Raw genomic sequence first — 17,965 nt, 5'->3', positions numbered from 1 at the left:
CACCGCACCGGCGCCCAGGCCCTGGCACAGGGCCTAAACTAAAGGGCTATGAACACGCAATCTCAGCACCACACCCTCACCACCGAGCAGGTGGACATTGCCCTTGGCGAGCGCAGCTACGGCATTTTGATTGGCTCAAATTTGTTTGACAGCGAGGCCAGCTACCGTGGCTTGCCGGCAGCGGCCTGTGCGCTGATCGTGACCAACCAAACAATCGCACCGCTGTATGCCGCACGCCTGGCAACCGCGCTGGCACCGCGCTACCCGGTGGTTCACACGGTGGCCTTGCCAGACGGTGAGGCCTACAAAACATGGGAATCGCTGAACCTGATTTTTGACGCGTTGTTGGGCCGTGGCTGCGACCGCAAAACGGTACTGTTTGCCCTGGGCGGTGGGGTGGTGGGCGACATGACCGGCTTTGCCGCCGCCAGCTACATGCGGGGTGTGCCGTTTGTGCAGGTGCCCACCACCCTGCTGGCGCAGGTGGACTCGTCGGTAGGCGGTAAAACAGCCATCAACCACCCGCTGGGAAAGAACATGATTGGCGCCTTTTACCAGCCACAGCGCGTGGTGTGCGACCTGGACACGCTCAAGACGCTGCCCGTGCGCGAACTGAGTGCAGGTTTGGCCGAGGTTATCAAATACGGACCGATTGCCGATATGGCTTTTCTGGAGTGGATTGAGGTCAACATGGACGCGCTGATGGTGCGGGACCCGCAGGCGCTGGCCTATGCGGTCAGGCGCAGCTGCGAGATCAAGGCGTACGTGGTCGGGCAAGACGAGCGCGAGTCTGGCTTGCGTGCCATTCTCAATTTCGGGCACACCTTTGGCCACGCCATCGAGGCGGGCATGGGATACGGGCAGTGGCTGCATGGCGAGGCGGTGGGCTGCGGCATGGTTATGGCCGCGCGTTTGTCGCAGGCGCTGGGTCTGGTGGATGCGGCTTTTGTTGAGCGGCTGACGCGGCTGATTCAGCGGGCCGGTTTGCCCACGGTGGCGCCCACGCTGGATGCGCAAGACAACGTGGGCCGGTACCTGGCGCTGATGCGGGTGGACAAGAAGTCTGAAGCGGGTGAGATCAAGTTTGTGTTGATCGACGGGCCCGGCAAAGCGGTGGTGCGAGGTGCGCAAGATGCCGTGGTGGCTCGGGTGATTGAAGCCAGTTGCGCCAGCGCATGACGCCGCCAGCCGGACGGCCTGCCGGTTTGGCCCCTTTCGCTTGCGACCCGGCGCAAAGCCGGGGCCGCCGTTTCCTAGAGCCCGAGGCCCCCACGCGCACCGCCTTTCAGCGCGACCGCGACCGGGTGATCCACTCCACGGCGTTTCGGCGCCTGGTTTACAAGACGCAGGTTTTCCTAAACCACGAGGGTGACCTGTTTCGCACACGGCTCACCCACTCGCTGGAAGTGGCGCAGCTGGGGCGAAGCATCGCGCGCTCGCTGCAGTTGAATGAAGACTTGGTGGAGGCGGTGGCGTTGGCCCACGACCTGGGGCACACGCCGTTTGGACACGCCGGGCAGGATGCGCTGCACAGCTGCTTGAAGCGGCTTTCCAGCACGCAGGGCCGCAGCGAGCCAGAGGCCTGGGGCTTCGAGCACAACCTGCAAAGTCTGCGGGTGGTGGATGAGTTGGAAGAGCGTTACCCGGCGTTCGACGGGCTGAACCTGAGCTTTGAAACCCGTGAAGGCATCTTGAAGCATTGTTCGCGCGCCAACGCGCAGCGGCTTGAAGCGCAGGAGCCCGGTGGTGTGGCGCAGCGATTTTTGCACGGTGGTTCACCTTCGTTGGAGGCACAACTGTGCAACTTGGCCGACGAGATTGCCTACAACGCGCACGACATTGACGACGGCGTGCGCTCGGGCTTGCTGACAATGGATCAGCTGGGCGATGTGCCGCTGTTTGAGCACTACCGCATCCAAGCGCTGCACGCGCACCCCAGTCTGGCGGGGCGTCGATTGTTGTTTGAAACCATTCGCCTGATGTTGAGCGATCAGGTGTACGACGTGATCGACACCACCCGAGCGCTGGTCAGCGCCTCGGGCGTGCAGAGCCTGGAAGAGGTGCGGGGCAGCCCGGGGCTGGTGGCTTTTTCGCCGGGCATGCGCGAGCGCTCGCAGGTGTTGAAGGCATTCTTGCTGCGCAACCTATACCGACACCCGCAGGTGGTGGAAACCACCGACCGCGCGCGCCGCGTGGTGGCTGATTTGTTTGACCGCTACCTGAACGAGCCCGATGAATTGCCCGAAGCGCATGCCCGCACCAAGCACCGTGCACGCGCGGTGGCGGACTACATTGCCGGCATGACCGACCGGTTTGCTGTTCGTGAGCACGAGCGGCTGTTTGGTGCGGTGGTGTTTCCGTGAACCGAGGAGAGTCCGCGCCGATGGGGGTGAACACGGCCGTCGAAGCCCGCCAGCTGGCTGCGCTTGTGGTAGCGGTGGGTGTGACCTGCGCCTTGCATGTGGGCAAGCTGCCGGTGGCCATTCCGGTGTTGCGCGAAGCGCTGGATATCACGCTCTTGCAAGCGGGGTTTTTGCTGTCGCTGGTGCAGTTGGCGGGCATGACACTGGGCCTGGTGGTGGGCTTGATGGCCGACCGGCTGGGTACGCGCCGCGTGATGCTGGCGGGCCTGGTGCTGCTGGCGCTGGGCAGCGCACTGGGCGCTGCTGCGCCCGACGTGAACATGCTGCTGCTGACCCGGGTGGTGGAGGGCATGGGCTTTTTGATGGCGGTGCTGCCTGCCCCCGGCTTGTTGCGCCAGCGCGTGGCGCACGCCCCCACGCTGGCGCGCGCGCTGGGTTGGTGGGGCGCCTACATGCCGCTGGGCACCGCGTTGGCCCTGCTGTTGGGTGCGCCTTTGTTTCAGCTGGTGGGTTGGCGCTGGGCGTGGCTGGCGCTGGCCGCGGTGTCTTTGTGTGCTGCTGGGGCTTTGCTGCGCTGGGTGCCAGCCGCGCGGGTAGCCAATGGCCTGGTGAAGCCAACCCTGGTTCGGCTGTGGCCACGGCTGGAGCGCACCTTGCGCGCTCCGGGCCCCTGGCTGGTGGCCGTAGCGTTCTTTCTGTATTCCGGTCAGTGGTTGGCGGTGGTTGGTTTCTTGCCCACGATTTACAGTCAGGCGGGCTACAGCGGTGCGGTGGTGGGCATGCTCAGCGCGCTCGCAGCGGGTATCAACATGGTGGGCAACATCGGGGCGGGGCGCCTGCTGGCGCGGGGCATGCAGCCCGGGTGGATCTTGACGGTGGCTTATGGCGCCATGGCGCTGGGTGCCGGGGTGGCGTTCGCTGCGCAGGGCCACCCGGTGTGGCAGTACCTGGCCGTGCTGGTTTTTTCAGGGGTTGGCGGGCTGATACCGGGCACCTTGTTTGGCCTGGCCGTGGCGCTCGCACCTGGCGAAGACACGGTATCTACCACCGTGGGCTGGATGCAGCAATTTTCTTCGCTGGGTCAATTTTTAGGCCCGCCGCTGGTGGCATGGCTGGCCATGCGGGTGGGTGGCTGGCACTGGACGTGGGTGGCCACAGGCGCTTGCTCCCTGCTGGGGGTGTGGGCCGCCCGACGGCTGCAGGCCGCTTGGCGCACGCGGGCCTTTGTGCCGGGCTGTGCTTGAGCACCGCGCACCGCACGAAGCCGCTAAACTTTCAAACATTCTGATCACGCGATCATCCCGAAGAGGGTGGCTTCATTGGCCGACAGGGGATTCCACAATGAGCTTTTTGAACCAGCTCAAGCAACAAGCGCAGACGCTGCAAACGCGGCAGGGCGATGAGCTTCAGCATCTGGACGCCAGCACCGAGGCTGCCGAGGCCGCTTGCAAGACAGTGTGGCACTACTTTATGGAGCTGCCGCGCCAGCTCAATGTGATTGAGCCTGCGGCGGTGAGCCTGAGCCTGGACGGCAAGGCGACTTGGCCTGCGATGAAGCAGACCGACTTTCGGTTTGATGCCCGCAAAAAAACCCTGCGGGGCAAAGAAGTGTTTGACTACCTTGCGCTGGGCTGGCGGATCGAACCCGCTGAGCCTCCCGCGCTGGTGGCAGCCGATCTGCCCAAAGGGCGCGTCAGCGTCAACTTTCCACCCGATCTGGAGCGGGTGGAGCGCCGCCTGCAGGCCGGGCAGGTGCGCCACGACCGGCAAGAGCTGCGCCACCCCGAAACCAAGCGCTTGCAGTCGATCGTGTTCGAGCACGACATGGCCGCGCGAGCCAGTGTGCGGGTGATGCCCAACCACGACAGCGGCAATTTCGACATTCGCCTGGCTGCGGTGGGCGGGTTGGAAATTGCCAACACCCGTTACACCGTGGCCCAGTTGAACACCGCTGCGCTGGACGAGCTGGCCAAGCTTATCGTCGGGCAGGCCAGCCGTTTTCTGTAACGGCTTTGGTTCAGGGTCGATAATCGGGGTCAGATTCAAAACCTCCCGGACCCGACCCTGCTCATGGCCCGACTTCCCCGACTGACCGTTCCCGGCTACCCGCACCATGTCATTCAGCGGGGCAACAACCGCCAAGCTATTGTGGCCAGCGACCAGGACCGCGAAACCCTGCTGGACCTGGTCGCTGAAAACGCGGTGAAACACCAGGTGGCGTTGCACGCCTACGTGTTGATGGACAACCACTTTCACCTGCTGCTCACCCCGGAGACCGATCACGGTGTGCCGCAGATGATGCAGGCTGTGGGGCGGCGCTACGTGCGCTATTTCAACGATTTGCACCACCGCAGCGGCACGCTGTGGGAGGGGCGCTACAAGTCCACGCTGATCCAGTCAGAGCAGTACCTGCTGGCCTGCATGGCCTATGTCGACCTGAACCCGGTACGTGCTGGCATGGTGGCCCTGCCACAGGACTTTGCCTGGTCAAGCCACCGGCACTACAGTGGGTTGGCTCAAGACCGCCGTCTGACACCCCATGCGCTGTACTGGGGCATGGGCAACACGCCATTTGCCCGCGAAGCGGCATACGCCGAAATGGTGCGCGCCGGCTTGAGCGGCCCGCAAGAAGCGCGCATCACGGGAGCTGCGCTGCACGGTTGGGCGCTCGGGGACACGGGTTTTGTTGCAGAACTGCAAAAAAGAACCCACCGTCGGGTGGCTGAGGCCCGACCCGGGCGGCCAGTATCTCGTTCAAATCCGCCAGCTTGACTAAAAAAATCTATATAAATCAAAGTTATTTTCAATGAAGTTCATCTGTCCCTTATTTATTGAAGCTCAATGAAGGCTATTTTTGATTGGAATCTGACCCCAATTATTGGGCTTGGCATTTTTGTTGCATTGCACTAAGCTCTGCAACCCGCGAATTTTGTTTTCATGCCCTCGAACCGTAAAGGAAGCGCCATGACCACGGCAGCCGAACAGCAGCAACTCCAGCAACAAGGTCTGTACGACCCGGCCAACGAGCACGACGCCTGTGGCGTGGGCTTCGTGGCGCACATCAAGGGCCACAAAAGCCATGCCATCGTTCAGCAGGGTCTGAAGATTCTGGAAAACCTGGACCACCGGGGTGCTGTGGGCGCCGACAAGCTCATGGGCGACGGTGCCGGCCTGCTGATCCAGTTGCCCGACGCGCTGTACCGCGAAGAAATGGCCCGGGCCGGTAGGGCCCCTGACGGTTCCGTGGGTGTCACGCTCCCACCCGCCGGTGAATACGGCGTGGGCATGATCTTCATGCCCAAAGAGCACGCTAGCCGCTTGGCCTGCGAGCAGGAAATGGAGCGCGCCGTGGCCGCCGAAGGCCAAGTGCTGCTGGGCTGGCGTGACGTGCCGGTGAACCTGGACATGCCCATGTCGCCCACCGTGCGTGAAAAAGAGCCGGTGATCCGGCAGGTGTTCATTGGCCGTGGCAACGACGTGATCGTGCAGGACGCGCTGGAGCGCAAGCTGTACGTGATCCGCAAGACGGCCAGCGCCAACATCCAGGCGCTCAAGCTCACGCACAGCAAAGAGTATTACGTGGTCAGCATGAGCAGCCGCACGGTGGTCTACAAAGGCCTGCTGCTGGCCGACCAGGTGGGCACATATTTCAAAGACTTGGAAGACGAGCGCTGCGTGTCGGCCCTGGGTCTGGTGCACCAGCGTTTTTCAACCAACACCTTCCCCGAGTGGCCGCTGGCCCACCCCTACCGCTACGTGGCGCACAACGGTGAGATCAACACCGTCAAGGGCAACTACAACTGGATGAAGGCACGCGAGGGCGTGATGTCGTCCCCGGTGCTGGGCGCCGACCTGAAAAAGCTGTACCCGATCAGCTTCGCCAGCCAGTCCGACACGGCCACGTTTGACAACTGCCTGGAACTGCTGACCATGGCCGGCTACCCGTTGGCGCAGGCGGTGATGATGATGATTCCCGAGCCTTGGGAACAGCACACCACCATGGACGAGCGCCGCAAGGCCTTTTACGAATACCACGCCGCCATGATGGAGCCGTGGGACGGCCCGGCTTCCATTGTGTTCACCGACGGCCGCCAGATTGGCGCCACGCTGGACCGCAACGGCCTGCGCCCTTCTCGCTACTGCATCACCGACGACGACTTCGTCATCATGGGCTCTGAGTCGGGCGTACTGCCCGTGCCCGAGAACAAGATCGTGCGCAAATGGCGCCTGCAGCCTGGCAAGATGTTCCTGATCGATCTGGAACAAGGCCGCATGATCGACGACGAAGAGCTCAAAGCCAACCTCGTCAACAGCAAGCCTTACAAGCAGTGGATCGACAACCTGCGCATTCGCCTGGACGATGTAGAGGGCCCCACCACGGCCGAGCCACTGCCCTGTGATGTGTCTTTGCTGGACCGCCAGCAAGCCTTTGGCACCACGCAGGAAGACATCAAGTTTTTGCTGGCGCCCATGGCCGCCGCAGGCGAAGAAGCCCTGGGTTCGATGGGCAACGACAGCCCGCTGGCCGTGCTGTCCGACAAAAACAAGCCGCTCTACAACTATTTCAAGCAGCTGTTTGCGCAGGTGACGAACCCGCCTATCGACCCGATCCGCGAAGCGATCGTGATGTCGCTGGTGTCGTTCATCGGCCCCAAGCCCAACCTGCTCGACATCAACCAGGTGAACCCGCCGATGCGCCTGGAAGTGAGCCAGCCGGTGCTCGACTTCGCCGACATGGCCAAGCTGCGCAACATCGACGAGGTGACGCAGGGCAAGTTCCGCAGCGCCACGCTGGACATCACCTACCCCGCGGCCTGGGGCCGTGAAGGTGTTGAAGCCAAGCTGGCTTCGTTGTGCGCTTCTGCCGTGGACGCGATCAAGGGTGGCAAAAACATCCTGATCATCAGCGACCGTGCGGTCAGCGCCACGCAAATTGCCATTCCGGCGCTGCTCGCTTTGTCTGCCATTCACCAGCACCTGGTGCTGGAAGGCTTGCGCACCAACGCCGGTCTGGTGGTGGAAACCGGTACCGCCCGCGAAGTGCACCACTTCGCGGTGCTGGCGGGTTACGGCGCTGAAGCCGTGCATCCCTACCTCGCCATGGAAGCGCTGGCGGCCATGCACAAAGACCTGCCCGGCGACCTGAGCGCTGAAAAGGCCATCTACAACTACGTCAAGGCGATCGGCAAGGGTCTCTCCAAGATCATGTCCAAAATGGGCGTGAGCACCTACATGAGCTACTGCGGCGCGCAGCTGTTTGAAGCCATTGGCCTGAACACCGACACGGTGAACAAGTATTTCACAGGCACCGCCAGCCGCGTGGGCGGCATCGGCGTGTTTGAAATTGCCGAAGAAGCCATCCGCATGCACAAGGCCGCGTTTGGCGACGACCCGGTGCTGGAAACCATGTTGGACGCCGGTGGTGAATACGCATGGCGTGCCCGTGGCGAAGAGCACATGTGGACGCCCGACGCCATTGCCAAGCTGCAGCACAGCACGCGCGCCAACAACTGGACCACCTACAAGGAATACGCCCAGATCATCAACGACCAGAGCAAGCGCCACATGACGCTGCGCGGGCTGTTTGAATTCAAGATCGACCCGAGCAAGGCCATTTCCATCGACGAGGTGGAGCCGGCCAAAGAGATCGTCAAGCGCTTCGCCACCGGCGCCATGTCGCTGGGGTCCATCTCCACCGAGGCGCACGCCACGCTGGCCGTGGCGATGAACCGCATCGGCGGCAAGAGCAACACCGGTGAAGGTGGCGAAGACGCGCTGCGCTACCGCAACGAGCTCAAAGGCATCCCTATCAAGCAGGGCCAGACCATGTCCGACCTGCTGGGCAAGGACGTGTTTGAGGTGGACTACACGCTGCAAGACGGCGACTCGATGCGCTCCAAGATCAAGCAGGTGGCCTCGGGCCGTTTCGGCGTCACCGCCGAATACCTCAACAGCGCCGACCAGATCCAGATCAAGATGGCCCAAGGTGCCAAGCCCGGCGAGGGCGGCCAGCTGCCCGGTGGAAAGGTGTCTGATTACATCGGCAAGCTGCGCCACAGTGTGCCGGGCGTGGGCCTCATTTCGCCGCCGCCGCACCACGACATCTATTCCATTGAAGACCTGGCGCAGCTGATTCACGACCTGAAAAACGTGGCCCCGCACAGCGACATCAGCGTCAAGCTGGTGTCTGAAATCGGCGTGGGCACCATTGCCGCCGGGGTGGCCAAGTGCAAGGCCGACCATGTGGTCATTGCCGGCCACGACGGCGGTACGGGCGCATCGCCCTGGTCGTCCATCAAGCACGCAGGCAGCCCTTGGGAAATTGGCTTGGCCGAGACCCAGCAAACCCTGGTGCTCAACCGCCTGCGCAGCCGCATCCGCGTGCAGGCCGATGGCCAGATGAAGACCGGCCGCGACGTGGTCATCGGTGCCCTGCTGGGTGCCGACGAGTTTGGCTTTGCCACCGCACCGCTGGTGGTCGAGGGCTGCATCATGATGCGCAAGTGCCACCTGAACACCTGCCCGGTGGGCGTGGCCACGCAAGACCCGGCGCTGCGCAAGAAATTCAGCGGCAAGCCCGAGCACGTGGTCAACTATTTCTTCTTCATCGCCGAAGAAGCGCGACAGATCATGGCGCAGCTGGGTATCCGCAAGTTCGACGACCTCGTAGGCCGCGCCGATCTGCTCGACACCAAGCAAGGCATTGAGCACTGGAAAGCGCGCGGTCTGGACTTCAGCCGCCTGCTGGCCATGCCCGCCGTGCCCGCCGACGTTCCCCGTTTCCACACCCAAACGCAAGAACACGGTCTGGAGAAGTCGCTGGACAACATCCTGATCGCCAAGTCGCGTCCTGCTATTGACAAGGGCGAGCGTGTGCAGTTCATCGAAGTGGCGCGCAACGTCAACCGCTCGGTGGGTGCCATGCTCTCGGGCGCGGTCACCCAGGTGCACCCCGAAGGCCTGCCCGACGACACCATCCGCATCCAGCTCGAAGGTACGGGCGGCCAGTCGTTCGGTGCGTTCCTCACGCGCGGCATCACGCTGTACCTGATTGGTGACGCGAACGATTACACCGGCAAAGGCCTTTCCGGTGGCCGCGTGGTCGTGCGCCCCAGCATCGACTTCCGGGGTGAAGCATCGCGCAACATTATTGTGGGCAACACCGTCATGTACGGCGCCACCACCGGTGAAGCGTTCTTCAGTGGCGTGGCAGGTGAGCGCTTTGCGGTGCGGCTGTCGGGCGCCACCGCGGTGGTGGAAGGCACGGGCGACCACGGTTGCGAATACATGACCGGCGGCACCGTGGCCGTGCTGGGCAAAACCGGGCGCAACTTCGCGGCTGGCATGAGCGGCGGTGTGGCTTACGTTTACGACGAAGACGGTCAGTTCGCCAAACGCTGCAACACCGCCATGGTCAGCATGGACAAGGTGCTGAGCGCGGCCGAGCAGGAAGCCACCACGGACCGCGCTATCTGGCACCGCGACCAAACCGACGAAGCGCAGCTGAAAAAGCTGCTGGAAGACCACAACCGCTGGACCGGCAGCAAGCGCGCGCGCGAGTTGCTGGACACCTGGGCCGAGTCGCGCGGCAAGTTCGTGAAGGTGTTCCCTAACGAATACAAGCGCGCCCTGGGCGAGATCAATGCCCGCAAATCAGCCGCTGCGGCCACCACCAAAGCACAGGACACGGCCAAGCAGGTTGCTGCCGCCGCCAAGTAAGCCTGGAACGCACGCACACGAAGGACACACATCATGGGAAAAGTCACTGGCTTCATGGAATTTGAGCGCCTGGAAGAGGGCTACAAGCCCGTTCCTGAGCGCCTGAAGCACTACAAAGAGTTTGTGGTCGGCCTCACCGCCGACCAGGCCAAGGTGCAAGCCGCGCGCTGCATGGACTGCGGCACGCCGTTTTGCAACAACGGTTGCCCGGTCAACAACATCATTCCGGACTTCAACGACCTGGTGTTTACCGGTGATTGGAAGAACGCGATCACGGTGCTGCACAGCACCAACAACTTCCCTGAGTTCACCGGCCGCATCTGCCCCGCACCTTGCGAGGCGGCCTGCACGCTGAACGTGAACGACGATGCCGTAGGCATCAAGTCGATTGAGCACGCCATCATCGACCGCGCCTGGGCTGAAGGCTGGGTGGTGCCGCAGGTGCCCAAGCACAAGACCGGCAAAAAAGTGGCTGTGGTGGGCTCCGGCCCTGCCGGCATGGCGGCGGCCCAGCAGCTGGCGCGCGTGGGGCACGACGTGACCCTGTTCGAAAAGAACGACCGCGTGGGCGGTTTGCTGCGCTACGGCATTCCCGACTTCAAGATGGAGAAGTCGCACATCGACCGCCGCGTGGCGCAGATGCAGGCTGAAGGCGTGGTGTTCCGCACCGGCGTCATGGTTGGCGCGCTGCCCAAAGACAGCAAGGTCACCAACTGGGCCAAGGAAACCATCAGCCCCGAGCAGCTGCAGCAAGACTTTGACGCCGTGCTGCTCACCGGCGGCTCCGAGCAGAGCCGCGACCTGCCGGTGCCGGGCCGCGACCTGGAAGGCATCCACTTCGCCATGGAATTTCTGCCCCAGCAAAACAAGGTCAATGCGGGCGACAAGCTCAAAGGCCAGTTGCGCGCCGACGGCAAGCACGTGATCGTGATTGGCGGCGGCGACACCGGGAGCGACTGCGTGGGCACCAGCAACCGCCATGGTGCCGTCAGCGTGACCCAGTTCGAGGTGATGCCGCAGCCACCCGAAGAAGAAAACAAGCCGCTGGTGTGGCCCTACTGGCCGCTCAAGCTGCGCACCAGCTCCAGCCACGAAGAAGGCTGCACCCGCGAGTTCGCGGTGTCCACCAAGGCCTTCAAGGGCGAAAAGGGCAAGGTTACCGGCCTCACGACCGTGCATGTGGAGATGAAGGACGGCAAGCTGGTCGAAATTCCAGGCACCGAAAAGGAATACAAGGCCGACCTCGTGCTGCTGGCCATGGGCTTTGTGAACCCGGTGCCCACCGTGCTCGACGCCTTCGGTGTGGACAAAGACGGCCGCGGCAACGCCAAAGCGACCACCGACTTCACCGGCGGCTACGCCACCAATGTGGCCAAGGTGTTTGCAGCTGGTGACATGCGCCGCGGCCAGTCGTTGGTGGTCTGGGCGATTCGTGAAGGCCGCCAGGCCGCGCGCTCGGTGGATGAGTTCCTGATGGGTTTTTCCGACCTGCCACGTTGACATGAATCACACCCGCCGCGCTGTGCGCGACCCCCTCAAGGGGCGCTGCACTGCGCCCGGCGGCGCCGCTGGGCACCAACGTGAAGGCGTGACGCTCCGGCCGGAGCCGTTGTTGATTCACTGAACGTGCGGTGGCACCGGCGGCCCGGTTGAATTGGTTTCGCGATGCTTTGGGTGGGGTGCACCGTGGCCCCACCTAGGATTTACCCTCATGCGACAATCTCGGCTTATATGACCGGCCCCATGAGCGAAACCCCTTTCATCGAAATTGACCACGTCACGTTCGGCTACGACAGCCGGCGCACGATCCTCAGCGACATCTCGCTGAGCTTTGCGCGTGGCAAAGTCACGGCGGTGCTGGGCGGTTCGGGTTGCGGCAAGACCACGTTGCTGCGCCTGATTGGTGGGGTGCACGCCCCCAACAGCGGGCGCGTGGTGTTCGATGGCGAGGTCATCGACACCCGCAACAAAGCCCAGCTCTTTCGCTTGCGCCGCCGCCTCGGCATGCTTTTTCAGTTCGGCGCGCTGTTCACCGACCTGTCCGTGTTCGACAACGTCGCCTTCCCGCTGCGTGAGATGACCGACCTGCCCGAGTCGCTGATCCGCGACATCGTGCTCATGAAGCTCAACGCCGTGGGCCTGCGCGGCGCCGCGGGGCTGCGTATCAGCGAGGTGTCGGGTGGCATGGCGCGGCGCATTGCGCTGGCCCGCGCCATCGCGCTGGACCCCGAGCTCATCATGTACGACGAGCCCTTTGCCGGACTCGATCTGGTGTCCATGGGGGTGGCCGCCAAGCTCATTCGCACCCTCACCGACGTGACCGGTGCCACCACGCTGCTGATTTCACACGACGTGCCGCAGTGCATGGCCATCAGCGACTGGGTGGTGCTCATGGCCACCGGCGGGCGTGTTGTGGCCCAGGGCACGCCGGCCGAGTTGATGGCGAGCGACGAGCCCGAGGTGCGGCAGTTTGTCCGCGGTGAGCCCGATGGCCCGGTGAAATTCCATTACCCGGCCCCGCCCGTGGCGGTCGACTTTGGTCTGGAGGCTTCGCGATGAACCTGCTGCAGCAGCTGGGCCGCCGCGCCCTGGATGTGTTTGCGGCCTGGGGCCACGGAGCGCTGTTTTTCCTGGAGCTGCTCAAGGCCGTGCCGGCCGGACTGACCCGTTTTGGGCTGGTGGTGACGCAGATCCACGCTATTGGAAACCGTTCGCTGGTCATCATCCTGGCCTCGGGTCTGGCGGTGGGTTTCGTGCTGGCCTTACAGCTCTACAACACGCTCATCAATTTTGGTGCCGCCGAGTCACTGGGGCTGGTGGTTAATTTGTCGCTGGTGCGAGAGCTGGGTCCCGTCGTGACGGCGCTGCTGTTTGCGGGCCGTGCCGGCACCTCGCTGACGGCCGAGATTGGCCTCATGAAAGCCGGCGAACAGATTGCCGCCATGGAGCTGATGGCCATTGACCCGCGCAAGCGCGTGCTCGCGCCGCGCTTCATTGCTGGCGTCATCGCCATGCCGTTGCTGGCGGCGCTGTTTTCGGCCATTGGCATTCTGGGCGCCTGGGTGGTCGCGGTGGGCCTGATCGGCATTGACGCAGGCAACTTCTGGTCCATCCAGCAAAACGGTGTGGATGTCTGGCGCGATGTGGGCAACGGTGTGGTGAAGAGCGCTGTGTTTGGCGTCATCTGCACCGCTGTGGCCTTGTACCAGGGCTACGAGACCGAGGCCACACCCGAAGGCGTGGCCTACGCCACCACGCGCACCGTCGTGACCGCTTCGCTGGGCGTGCTGGCGATGGACTTCATCCTCACTGCCCTGATGTTTTCGACCCCCTGATCACCGAGCCGCTGACGTATGAACAAAAGAACCACTGAAATCCTTGTTGGCCTGTTTGTCGTGTTGGGCGCGGCGGGGCTTCTCTTTCTGGCACTCAAGGCCGCTAACCTGGGCAGTTTCACCAACGGTGGTACCACCTACACGGTGCAAGCGCGCTTTGACAACATCGGCGGCCTGAAAGCCCGGGCGCCGGTGCGCTCTGCCGGGGTCAATGTGGGCCGCGTCACCAGCGTCACGCTGGACGCACAGACCTTTCAAGGTTTGGTGACGATGGAAGTGAACCAGGGCATCTTGTTTCCCAAAGACTCGTCGGCCAAGATTCTCACAGCCGGCTTGCTGGGCGACCAATACATTGGTATTGAGCCCGGCGGCGACGAGCGCAACCTGGCTGCGGGTGACGTGATCACCCAAACCCAGTCGGCCATGGTGCTGGAAAACCTGATCGGTCAGTTCCTGTTCAACAAGGCAGCGGACAGTGGAACGGGCAGCGCCAACTAAGGCTATACCCACGCCGTCCCGGTGGGCGTGCGTGCCGGGCCGGGTTCGTCCGCATCAACAACAAAGGGCACCAAGCCCAGGGAGTTTCAACATGTCGACGCAATTGATCCTCGGTCGTTGCATGGGGAGTTTGGTGGCGGTCGCGCTCATGGCGGGCTGCGCTAGCGGTCCTCATGCCAACCCGCAAGACCCGCTGGAGCCGTTCAACCGGGATGTGTCTGCTTTCAATGAATCGGTGGATTCGATGGTGCTGAAGCCTGTGGCCACCGTCTACCGCGATGTGACACCCGATTTGGTGCGTACCGGTGTCAGCAATTTTTTCTCCAACCTGGGTGATGTCTGGTCGTTCATCAACGCCACGTTGCAGTTGCGCCCGCGTGAGGCGAGCGAGAATTTCCTGCGTTTTGGTGTCAACACCGCATTTGGGTTGGGCGGCGTGCTGGACATTGCCTCGGAAATGGGCATTGAGCGCACCCGTCTGGACTTTGGCCAAACCCTCGGCCGCTGGGGCGTGCCGCCGGGCCCATACCTGGTGCTGCCGATTTTCGGCCCATCTTCGTTCCGCGATGCAGCGGGGTTTGGCGTGGAAACGCGGGGCGACCTCATCCAGGGCCTGGAGAGCGTGTCCACCCGCAACTCGCTGACGGTGTTGAGAGCCATTGAAACCCGGGCCAACCTGCTGCGTGCTACCTCCATGCTTGAGGGCGCTGCGCTGGACAAATACAGCTTCACGCGTGACGTGTACCTGCGGCGGCGCCAAAGCCAAATTGAAGACCTGATTGATCTGGGCATTGGTGTGCGCAACGGCACGGAAGATACAGAAAACAGCAAATGAAACACCGCTGCGGTGGAACCGGGGCCCTTGGGGTCTGCTCCAATTCGCAGCGCTGCATGCTCTCGCGTGCAGTGGATATAAGAGGGCCGATGGCCCGGAAAGGCAAACCATGTTGAATCGACGTACCTGGCTGAGCGGATGGATGGTCTCAGTGGCGGCCCTGCTGGCGCTGCCTGTGCAGGCGACCGAAGAAGCCCCCGACGCGCTGGTCAAGCGCATTTCGGGCGAAGTGATGACCGCTGTGAAAGCCGACCCTGCGATCCAGGCCGGTGATGTGAACCGCATCATCACGCTGGTCGACACCAAAATCATGCCCAGCGTCAATTTCGCCCGCATGACGTCGTCTGCCGTGGGCCGCTATTGGCGCCAGGCCACGCCTGAGCAGCAAAAGCAGCTGCAGGACGAGTTCAAGACCCTGCTGGTGCGCACCTACGCGGGCGCGCTCGGTGAAGTCAAAGACCAGACGGTCACCTTCCGTCCACTGCGGGCGCGTCCCGACGACACCGACGTGGTGGTGCGTTCCGAAGTGCGCGGCCGGGGTGAGCCGATCCAACTCGACTATAGGCTCGAAAAAACACCCACCGGCTGGAAAATTTACGATCTGAACGTGTTGGGCGTCTGGCTGGTGGAAACCTACCGCACGCAGTTTGCCCAGGAAATCAATGCCAAGGGCATTGATGGCCTGATCGCGACGCTGGCGCAGCGCAACAAGAGCAACACCGCCAAGGCCGGGTGATGGCTGCGCCGTTGCCCACTGCTGTCGCGCCCGTGGCTGTGTCCGCGCTGCCTGAGCAACTGACGATGCACGTGGCGGCTCAGGTGTTGGACCAACTGAGCGGTGCCCTGGCCCAGCAGCCCGCGCAAACGGTGGTTCTGGATGCGCAGGCGCTGCGCGTCTTTGACTCGTCGGCGGTGGCGGTCTTGCTCGAACTGCGGCGCCAGCTCGCGGCCCGTGGCAAGACGCTTCAGCTCGCCCACACGCCCACCCGGCTGCAACAGTTGGTGACGCTGTACGGCGTGGGCGAGTTGCTGCCAGCCTGAAACTTGGCCTGGACACCCGTGGCGCACCCACAGCGCTTCCCGGCGGCGAACACCCGCCTCTCCAGCATGTCTTGATCGCCCAGCAAAGCCTGCAGTCCCCCTGGGGCTTAAAATCACGGGTTGACTTGTTGGCTACAGATGTCCTGTGTGCCGTGTCTGTCCCCTGGGGTGCCGTCTCCACAATGCCCGCTGTCTCTTTCCAACACGTTTCCAAAATATTTCCCTCGCCGCGCGGTGACCTGCACGCCCTCAAAGACGTGTCGTTTGACGTAATGCCCGGCGAGTTTTTTGGTTTGCTGGGCCCCAATGGCGCGGGCAAGACCACACTCATCAGCATCTTGGCGGGCCTGACCCGGGCCAGCAGCGGGCGTGTACTGGTGCACGGCAAAGACGTGCAGGCCGACTACCAGGCTGCCCGCCGCCAGCTGGGTGTGGTGCCCCAGGAGCTGGTCTTTGACCCCTTTTTCAACGTGCGCGAAGCGCTGCGGTTTCAGTCGGGCTACTTCGGCATCCGCCACAACGAGGCCTGGATCAACGAACTGCTGGACGGACTGGGTTTGGCAGACAAGGCGGGTTCCAACATGCGCCAGCTCTCGGGCGGTATGAAGCGCCGCGTCCTGATTGCACAGGCGCTGGTGCACAAGCCGCCGGTGATCGTGCTGGACGAGCCCACCGCCGGTGTGGACGTGGAGCTGCGCCAGACGCTGTGGCAGTTCATTTCAGACTTGAACAAGCGCCTGGGCAGCACCGTGCTGCTGACGACGCATTACCTCGAAGAGGCCGAGGCCCTGTGTGGCCGCATCGCCATGCTCAAGCAAGGCCAGGTGGTGGCGCTTGAGTCCACGTCGGCGCTGCTTGCGCGCGCTGCGTCCAATGTGTTGCGCTTCAAAACCGATGCCACCCTGCCGCCCGAGCTGGCGGCGCAAGCGCGCATCACCGGGCGGGTGGTGCAGTTGCCTGCCAGCGATGCGCATGCTGTCGAGCGCGTGCTGGCGCGCCTGCGCGAGCTGGGTGTGGTGCCGGAAGATATCGAGATTCGCAAGGCCGACCTGGAAGACGTGTTCCTGGATCTGACCGGTGCGCAACCCCGGCCTGCTGTGCCAGCCGCTGTGAGCGAGGTGGCGGCATGAGCGGTTGGCAAGCCTTGTTCTACAAGGAAATTCTGCGGTTCTGGAAGGTGGGCTTTCAGACCGTCGCCGCGCCGGTCATCACCGCCATTCTGTATCTCATGATCTTCGGCCATGTGCTTGAGGGCCGCGTGCAGGTGTACGACACGGTCGGCTACACCGCCTTTTTGCTGCCGGGCCTGGTGATGATGAGCGTGTTGCAAAACGCCTTCGCCAACAGTTCGTCGTCCATGGTGCAAAGCAAGGTCATGGGCAACCTGGTGTTTTTGTTGCTGACGCCGCTGTCACACCGCGCCTGGTTCGTGGCCTATGTCGGGTCGTCGGTGGTGCGGGGCCTGGCGGTCGGTTCGGGCGTCATGCTCGCCACCTGGTGGTTTGCCCAGCCGTCCATGGTTGCGCCGCTGTGGATTGTGGTGTTTGCCGTCATGGGCGCCGCGTTGCTGGGCGCTCTGGGTTTGATTGCGGGCCTGTGGGCCGAAAAATTCGACCAGATGGCCGCCTTCCAGAACTTCATCATCATGCCCATGACCTTCCTCTCGGGCGTGTTCTACTCCATCCATTCGCTGCCCGATTTTTGGCAAAAAGTCAGCCATCTCAACCCGTTTTTCTACATGATTGACGGCTTTCGCTATGGGTTCTTCGGCATGAGCGATGTGTCGCCCTGGCTCAGCCTGGGCATTGTGGGCATGGCGCTGGCCTGTGTCAGTGCCCTGGCGCTGCACCTGCTGCGCATCGGCTACAAAATCCGGCACTGAGGGAAACCCTCGGTCCGCCGTCTCCCGACCTCTTTTTCGTTTTAACGCCCACATGACCGCTGACCAACTGCAACAACTGATCGCCGCCGGCTTGCCGTGCGAGCACCTTGAAGTCACCGGCGATGGCCGCCACTGGGCGGCTGTGGTGGTGTCCCCCGAATTCGAGGGCATGCGTGCCATTGCGCGCCACAAGCGGGTGTATGCCACCTTGGGTGTGCGCATCCAGAACGACGAGGTTCACGCGCTGTCTATGAAAACCTATACGCCCGCCGAATGGGCCAAACAACCCTGA

General features: G+C 63.1%; 16 protein-coding genes. All 16 read left to right on the top strand.

The window, feature by feature from the left end:
- The first annotated feature begins 48 nt into the window (after window positions 1–48).
- The 16 genes from aroB (at window position 49) to ACTG4K_RS03770 (ending at window position 17,965) form a co-directional block, all read left to right on the top strand.
- Entirely contained in the window at window positions 49–1,179 is a 1,131-nt protein-coding gene (gene aroB, locus ACTG4K_RS03845; RefSeq protein WP_439112869.1) for a 3-dehydroquinate synthase, read from the top strand.
- Window positions 1,176–2,363: a deoxyguanosinetriphosphate triphosphohydrolase gene (locus ACTG4K_RS03840; protein ID WP_439112868.1), complete on the top strand. Its 1,188-nt coding sequence runs from the start codon at window positions 1,176–1,178 to the stop codon at window positions 2,361–2,363. The genes aroB and ACTG4K_RS03840 overlap by 4 nt, the downstream gene beginning before the upstream one ends.
- Before the next feature lie 26 nt (window positions 2,364–2,389).
- Window positions 2,390–3,607: an MFS transporter gene (locus tag ACTG4K_RS03835; RefSeq protein ID WP_439112867.1), complete on the top strand. Its 1,218-nt coding sequence runs from the start codon at window positions 2,390–2,392 to the stop codon at window positions 3,605–3,607.
- A gap of 97 nt (window positions 3,608–3,704) precedes the next feature.
- Window positions 3,705–4,370 carry a hypothetical protein gene (locus ACTG4K_RS03830; protein WP_439112866.1) on the top strand — a complete coding sequence of 222 codons (666 nt, stop codon included), beginning with the start codon at window positions 3,705–3,707 and terminating at the stop codon, window positions 4,368–4,370.
- Window positions 4,371–4,433: 63 nt separating this feature from the next.
- On the top strand, window positions 4,434–5,135 hold the full coding sequence (locus tag ACTG4K_RS03825; RefSeq protein ID WP_439112865.1) for a transposase: 702 nt from the start codon (window positions 4,434–4,436) through the stop codon (window positions 5,133–5,135).
- 192 nt (window positions 5,136–5,327) lie between these two features.
- Window positions 5,328–10,082, top strand: a complete 4,755-nt coding sequence (locus ACTG4K_RS03820; RefSeq protein WP_439112864.1) for a glutamate synthase-related protein — start codon at window positions 5,328–5,330, stop codon at window positions 10,080–10,082.
- A 33-nt stretch (window positions 10,083–10,115) separates the two neighbouring features.
- On the top strand, window positions 10,116–11,582 hold the full coding sequence (locus tag ACTG4K_RS03815; protein ID WP_439112863.1) for a glutamate synthase subunit beta: 1,467 nt from the start codon (window positions 10,116–10,118) through the stop codon (window positions 11,580–11,582).
- A 243-nt stretch (window positions 11,583–11,825) separates the two neighbouring features.
- On the top strand, window positions 11,826–12,641 hold the full coding sequence (locus ACTG4K_RS03810; protein WP_439112862.1) for an ABC transporter ATP-binding protein: 816 nt from the start codon (window positions 11,826–11,828) through the stop codon (window positions 12,639–12,641).
- On the top strand, window positions 12,638–13,417 hold the full coding sequence (mlaE, locus tag ACTG4K_RS03805; protein WP_439112861.1) for a lipid asymmetry maintenance ABC transporter permease subunit MlaE: 780 nt from the start codon (window positions 12,638–12,640) through the stop codon (window positions 13,415–13,417). Before ACTG4K_RS03810 ends, mlaE begins: the two co-directional genes overlap by 4 nt.
- A gap of 18 nt (window positions 13,418–13,435) precedes the next feature.
- A complete protein-coding gene (mlaD, locus tag ACTG4K_RS03800; protein WP_439112860.1) occupies window positions 13,436–13,915 on the top strand; it encodes an outer membrane lipid asymmetry maintenance protein MlaD in 480 nt (159 codons plus the stop codon).
- A gap of 91 nt (window positions 13,916–14,006) precedes the next feature.
- Entirely contained in the window at window positions 14,007–14,750 is a 744-nt protein-coding gene (locus tag ACTG4K_RS03795; protein ID WP_439112859.1) for an MlaA family lipoprotein, read from the top strand.
- 112 nt (window positions 14,751–14,862) lie between these two features.
- The gene (locus tag ACTG4K_RS03790) at window positions 14,863–15,486 is read left to right on the top strand and encodes an MlaC/ttg2D family ABC transporter substrate-binding protein (RefSeq protein ID WP_439113137.1); all 624 of its coding nucleotides are present in this window, start codon (window positions 14,863–14,865) and stop codon (window positions 15,484–15,486) included.
- Complete coding sequence (locus ACTG4K_RS03785; RefSeq protein WP_439112858.1) at window positions 15,486–15,791, top strand: STAS domain-containing protein; 306 nt, start codon at window positions 15,486–15,488, stop codon at window positions 15,789–15,791. The genes ACTG4K_RS03790 and ACTG4K_RS03785 overlap by 1 nt, the downstream gene beginning before the upstream one ends.
- 182 nt (window positions 15,792–15,973) lie before the next feature.
- On the top strand, window positions 15,974–16,921 hold the full coding sequence (locus tag ACTG4K_RS03780) for an ABC transporter ATP-binding protein (protein ID WP_439112857.1): 948 nt from the start codon (window positions 15,974–15,976) through the stop codon (window positions 16,919–16,921).
- On the top strand, window positions 16,918–17,673 hold the full coding sequence (locus ACTG4K_RS03775; protein ID WP_439112856.1) for an ABC transporter permease: 756 nt from the start codon (window positions 16,918–16,920) through the stop codon (window positions 17,671–17,673). The genes ACTG4K_RS03780 and ACTG4K_RS03775 overlap by 4 nt, the downstream gene beginning before the upstream one ends.
- A gap of 52 nt (window positions 17,674–17,725) precedes the next feature.
- Complete coding sequence (locus tag ACTG4K_RS03770) at window positions 17,726–17,965, top strand: BolA family protein (RefSeq protein ID WP_439112855.1); 240 nt, start codon at window positions 17,726–17,728, stop codon at window positions 17,963–17,965.

Source organism: Hydrogenophaga sp., assembly GCF_965657535.1.
In the GTDB taxonomy this organism is placed as follows: domain Bacteria; phylum Pseudomonadota; class Gammaproteobacteria; order Burkholderiales; family Burkholderiaceae_C; genus Hydrogenophaga.
The sequence above is the reverse complement of the archived record's forward strand: the minus strand, read 5'-3'. Positions and strand labels throughout refer to the sequence as shown.